This window comes from Agromyces binzhouensis, assembly GCF_004135055.1.
Lineage (GTDB): Bacteria > Actinomycetota > Actinomycetes > Actinomycetales > Microbacteriaceae > Agromyces > Agromyces binzhouensis.
The window spans coordinates 1-5,659 of record NZ_SDPL01000197.1 but is presented as its reverse complement, the minus strand read 5'-3'; the positions used below and the strand labels follow the sequence as shown (position 1 = coordinate 5,659).

Annotated in this window: 5 protein-coding genes; 4 read left to right on the top strand and 1 reads right to left on the bottom strand. The window is 72.1% G+C overall.

The genetic code is table 11. From position 1 onward, the window contains the following. The 3 genes from ESO86_RS10455 to ESO86_RS10445 all read left to right on the top strand — a co-directional run. The coding region (locus ESO86_RS10455; RefSeq protein ID WP_207207090.1) for a D-alanyl-D-alanine carboxypeptidase/D-alanyl-D-alanine-endopeptidase at positions 1 to 1,273 on the top strand (1,273 nt) is incomplete at its 5' end. 95 nt (positions 1,274 to 1,368) lie between these two features. Continuing rightward, positions 1,369 to 2,040, top strand: a complete 672-nt coding sequence (locus ESO86_RS10450; RefSeq protein WP_129234841.1) for an isochorismatase family protein — start codon at positions 1,369 to 1,371, stop codon at positions 2,038 to 2,040. Beyond that, on the top strand, positions 2,037 to 2,807 hold the full coding sequence (locus ESO86_RS10445; RefSeq protein WP_242492317.1) for an alpha/beta fold hydrolase: 771 nt from the start codon (positions 2,037 to 2,039) through the stop codon (positions 2,805 to 2,807). The genes ESO86_RS10450 and ESO86_RS10445 overlap by 4 nt, the downstream gene beginning before the upstream one ends. A 13-nt stretch (positions 2,808 to 2,820) precedes the next feature. Here the strand turns inward: ESO86_RS10445 and ESO86_RS10440 are convergent, their stop codons facing one another. Then, positions 2,821 to 3,807, bottom strand: a complete 987-nt coding sequence (locus ESO86_RS10440) for an AraC-like ligand-binding domain-containing protein (protein ID WP_129234840.1) — start codon at positions 3,805 to 3,807, stop codon at positions 2,821 to 2,823. Positions 3,808 to 4,017: 210 nt separating this feature from the next. Here ESO86_RS10440 and ESO86_RS10435 point away from each other — a divergent pair, with 210 nt between their 5' ends. Continuing rightward, positions 4,018 to 5,556: an APC family permease gene (locus tag ESO86_RS10435; protein ID WP_129234839.1), complete on the top strand. Its 1,539-nt coding sequence runs from the start codon at positions 4,018 to 4,020 to the stop codon at positions 5,554 to 5,556. Positions 5,557 to 5,659: the final 103 nt, after the last annotated feature.

Sequence of the window (5,659 nt, the reverse complement as noted above, 5' to 3'; positions counted from 1 at the left end):
CACCGCGACGCCCACGCCGACGCCCACCGCGACCCCGACGCCGAGCCCGACCCCGGAACCGGTCGCGCGCGTGCGCACCTGTTCGGTCGCCGGCCTCGCCGCCGACCCGCGCCTGGCGAACCTGCAGGCGCAGGTCATGAACGCCGAGACCGGCGAGGTGCTCTTCGATCGCGGCGGCCTCACGGCCTCGCGGACGGCGAGCGTCATGAAGGTCGTGACGGCAGCCGCCGCGCTCGCCGTGTTCTCACCCGACGACCGGTTCCCGACGACGGTCGTGAAGGGGAGCGAGCCGGGCTCCGTGGTGCTCGTCGGGGGTGGCGACGTGACGCTCTCCAGGACCGCGACGGGGAACGAGACCGTCTACCCCGGCGCCGCGCACCTCGACGACCTCGCCCGTCAGGTGCGCGCCGCGTGGGACGCGGACCCGTCGAACCCGCCGCTCACCAAGCTCATCCTCGACTCCTCGTACTTCGGAGGTGAGACCTGGCACGCGAGCTGGGCGCCGACCGAGCGCGAGCTCGGCTACATGCCCGAGATCACGGCGCTCATGGTCGACGGCGACCGCGACGACCCGTACGCGAACACCTCCCGGCGCGGTGCCGACGCGGTCGGCCGGGCGGGTGACGCGTTCGCCTCGGTCCTCGGCGGCGTCTCGGTCATCGAACGCGGCACCGCGCCCGACGGGGCGACCGAACTCGGCCGCGTGTGGTCGCCCACGGTCGCGCAGCTCATCGACAAGTCGCTCGTCGTCTCCGACAACACGGTCGCGGAGATGCTCGCCCGGCAGGTGGCGGTCGCGGTGGGGACGGGGAACACGTTCGCGGCCATCGACCCCGCGGTGCGACAGGCGCTCGAGACGTACGGCATCGCCCGCGGCGGCATCCGCGTGATCGACGGGTCGGGACTCTCGCCCGACAACGCCGTGCCGCCCGCCTACCTCACGCGCCTGTTCGCGAAGGTCGAGGCGCGAGAAGGGAACCTCGGCGTGATCCGCGACGGCCTCCCCATCGCCGGCCAGCGAGGCTCGCTGTCGTATGCCGACCGCTTCGCGGGTGGCAACGCCGTCGCGCACGGCGCGGTGTTCGCGAAGACGGGCTGGATCGACACGGGCTACACGCTCGGGGGCATCGTCCACGCTCAGGACGGCACGACCCTGACCTTCGCGATCTATGCGCTCGGCGACGTCTCGCAGATCACGGCCGACGCGAAGGTGGCGATCGACACGCTCACGACTGGTCTCTACCGCTGCGGCGACGAACTCTCGAACGAGTGACCGAGGGCCTGCCGCGGCATCCGTGAATCGCGACAGAATGGAAGCGGCGGCCGGAGGAACCCCCGCCCGAGACCCGAGGAGCGAAGGAGCCGATCATGAGTCGTGCCCTGTTCATCATCGACGTGCAGAACGACTTCACCGAGGGCGGCGCGCTCGGCGTCGACGGCGGTGCGGCCGTCGCGGCGGGCATCACCGCGTACCTCGCCGAGCACGGCGAGCGCTACGACCTCGTCGTGGCCTCCCGCGACTGGCACAACGCCGACGACGACAACGGCGGGCACTTCGCGACGGATGCCGCGCCCGACTTCGTGACGACGTGGCCGAAGCACTGCATGGCCGGCACGCCGGGCGCCGAGTACCACCCCGCGCTCGACACGAGCGGCGTCGACGTGCACATCCGCAAGGGCCAGGGGGTGCCGGCGTACTCGATCTTCGAGGGCACGGATGACTCGGGCGCGACGATCACCGAGGTGCTCGAGCGGCACGGCATCACCGACATCGACGTCGCGGGCCTCGCGACCGACTACTGCGTGCGCGCGAGCGCGCTCGATGCGATCGAGCACGGGCGGCACGTGCGCGTGCTCCGCGACCTGGTCGCGGGCGTCGCGCCGGAGTCGTCCGCCGCGGCGATCGCCGAACTCGGTCACGCGGGTGCCGCGATCGTCGACTCGTCGGAGCTGCCGCCCGGCGAGGTCGTCGAGGCGGATGAGTCCGAAGCGGCGGAGACCGCCGACGCGCCTGCCGACGATGAGGCGGGCGACGCGTGATCGGGCCGACGTCCTCGGCGCCGGTCCTGCACGCCGAGGCCCCCGACGGCGTCCTGATCGCCTACCGCGTGCACGGCGACGATGCCGAATCGGGCCGCCCGCCCGTGCTGCTGGTGCACGGCTTCGCGTCGGACTCGACCGTCACGTGGGACGGCACGGGATGGGTGCGCTCGCTCGTGGAGTCCGGGCGCCGCGTGATCACGACCGACCTCCGCGGACACGGTGCGAGCGACAAACCGGCCGACGCCGACGCCTATGCACCGGATCGTCTCGGCGGAGACCTCCTCGCGGTGCTCGACTCGGCCGGTGCGGCGCGCTGCGACGCCATCGGCTATTCGATGGGCAACCGGGTCATCTCCGCCCTGTGCGAGCTCGCGCCCGATCGGGTGCGCCGCGTCGTGGTGGGCGGTGCGGGGCCGACGGAGCTCTTCGCGACGTGGGACGTCGAGGATGCGCGCGGGTACCTCGTCGACGGCACGCCACCGCGCAACCCCGTGATCGCCCAGGTCCTCGCCCCGGCGATCCGCGCCGGCGCCGACCGCGAGGCGCTCCTCGCGTGCATCGAGGGCGTCTCCGGCGCCCCGCTCGCGATCCCCGGCGGCATCCCGGTGCTGTTCGTCGCGGGCGAGGAGGACCCGGTTCCCGTGGGCGTCCAGCAGCTCGCGCTCGACTGGGGCAGCGACCTCGTCACGATCCGCGGTCGCGACCACGTGTCGACGCTGACGTCCCGCACGTTCAAGGACGCGGCGATCGACTTCCTCGTCTGACCGGCGCTCCGGATCACGCGGCCGTCGCGCGCGCGCGGACGGCGGTCGGCGGCTCGCCGAACTCGGCGCGGAAGGCGCGGCTGAAGTGCGCGGCATCCGAGAAGCCCCATCGGCCGGCGACCTGGCCGACCGGGCGGTGCGCCGCCAGCGGGTCCCGGAGCTCGCGACGGCACCGGTCGAGCCGCCGCGAGCGGATCCAGCTGGAGACCGTGAGCCCCTCCTCGTGGAAGATCGCGTGCAGGTGGCGCGTCGAGATGAAGTGCGCCGCGGCGATCTTCGCCGGCGTTAGGTCCGGGTCGCCCAGCCGGTCCTCGAGCCAGGCCTGGATGCCGCGGAGCATCGCCAGGTGGGGCCGGTCGGCGTCGCGCGCGACATCCAGCTCGCGCGCGTAGAGCGTCGTCACGAGGTCGACCGCGTTGCGGGCGAGCCGGCCGCCGATGGGGCCGTCGAGTTGGTCGAGGTCGTCGGCGAGTCCGGCGAGGAAGCGCGCGACGGTGCGGCCGAGCCCGTTCTCGCCCGGGATACGTGCGGCGGTCATGCCCTGCACGGCGTCGGTGGGGAGTTCGAGCATCCGGTGCGGCACCATGAGCACGAGCGTGCTGAACGCCTCCTCGAACACGAGGGTGTACGGGGAATCGGTGTCGTAGATCGTGAGGTCGCCGGGCCGGAGCACGGCCTCGCGGGAGCCCTGGACGAGCAGGCCCGTACCGGAGAGCTGGAGGCCGAGCTTGAACGAGCGATGCTCGGACCGTGCGACGAGCTCAGGGGTGCGGTGGATCTCGTGCCCCGAGGCCGTGACGACGGAGAGGTGGATGTCGTCGCCGACCGACGCGCGGATGTCGCCGCGGAAGGCGTCCGGATCGTCCGATCGCACGCGCAGCGGCACGAAGGAGCGTGAGGCGAGCGCGCTGAACTCGGTGAAGTCGAGCGGCAGCGTCGTCGTGTCGACGGCCGGCGCGTCGTGGGCGAGCGCGGGGGAGGGGGAGGATCCGTGGGGCACGGGATGCACCTCATCTCTGGGCGGGACGTCGATGTCCGGGTCGAGAGGAAACTCTACGCGTGTTGAGGCAAATTCGACAGTGGGAGTCTGCGGCCGGGGTCAATCGGCGTACGCTCTGCGACAAGCCCGGCGGGGCGGCGCACGGAACCATGGGCCGGAACCGGGCGATGCCGCCGTGGCTCGCCCTCCGTCGACCAAGGGATCCCAGCCATGACCTCCGCAACGACGACGACGTCGCCGACGGCGACCGGTGGGCTCAGCCACCGCCGACTCGGCGTGCCATCCGTCACCCTCATGATCATCGCGGCGTCGGCGCCGCTCACCGTCGTCGCCGGCGGCGTCACCACGACCTTCGCCGTGACCGGCGTGATCGGCGTGCCGGTCGGCTTCATCGTGCTCGCCGCGGCGCTCGCGGTGTTCGCCGTCGGCTACGCCGCGATGAGCCGATACGTCACGAACGCCGGCGCCTTCTACGCCTACATCGCCCAGGGCATCGGGCGCCCCTTCGGCGTCGGCGCCTCGCTCGTCGCGCTCGTCGCGTACAACGCCATGCAGGTCGGCATCTACGGCCTGTTCGGATTCCAGATGTCGATGTTCCTCGAGGCGAGGTTCGGGTTCGCCACGCCGTGGTGGCTCTGGATCTTCGCCTGCATCGTCGTCGTCGGCGCGCTCGGCGTGAACCGCGTCGACCTGTCGGCCAAGGTCCTCGGCATCCTCGTCGCCCTGGAGTTCGCCGCCGTGCTCGTCTTCGACCTCGTCGCATTCGCGGTCGCACCCGAGGGCGTGAGCACCGCCGCGCTCCAGCCGGCCGAGTTCCTCGTGCCCGGCGTCGGCGCCGTCCTGTCGTTCGGGGTCGCCGCGTTCATGGGCTTCGAATCGGCGGCGATCTACGGCGAGGAGTCGAAGGACCCGAAGCGCACCGTCGCCCGGGCGACCTACTCGGCCGTCGCGATCATCGGCGTCTTCTACGCGTTCAGCGCGTGGGCGTTCACGGTCGGCATCGGACCGTCGCAGATCGTCGAGGCCTCGGCGACCTACGGTCCCGACCTGATGTTCGTCTTCATGGGCGCGCACGCGCCGGTCATCGTGAGCGACCTCATGCAGGTGCTGTTCCTCACGAGCCTGTTCGCCGCCCTGCAGTCCTTCCACAACGCGGTCGCCCGCTACCTGTTCTCGCTCGGGCGCGAGGGCGTGCTGCACCGCGGTCTCGGTGCGGTCCGCGCGACCTCGCGTGCGCCCTGGGCCGGCTCGGTCGCCCAGAGCGTGATCGCGATCGTGGTGACGCTCGGGTTCGTCGTCGCGGGCGAGGTCATGGGCCTCAAGTCCGACTTCGCGCCGGTCGAGTTCCTCTACCCGGTCCTCACGATGTTCACCTGGCTCACCAACACCGGCGCCATGGGACTCGTGCTGCTGATGGGCGTCATCGCGATCGCGGTGATCGGGTTCTTCCGACGCGACCGTCGCGGACTCGGCGCATGGCAGACGCTCATCGCGCCGGCGATCTCGGCGGTCGTCCTGTTCGCGGTGTTCGTGCTCATCCTCGCCAACTTCAACGTGCTGCTCGGGCAGACCGAGACCACCGCGGTCACCTTCGTCCTGCCTGCGCTCGTCATCGTCCCGGGCATCATCGGCGTCGTGTGGGGGCTCGTCATCCGTCGGCGCAACCCGGAGCTCTACGCGCGGGTCGGCCACGGCATCGAGGAGGCCGAGGCGGCCGTCGTCGAGGCCCCGGCGCATCGAGGGGTCTAGGCGCCGAACGCGGTGGCGAGGCCGGGAGCGGCCATGGCGGCGAGCATGACGGTCATGCTCGCCGCCGCGACCCCGTGGCCCACCCCGTCGCGGCCGTCGCGCA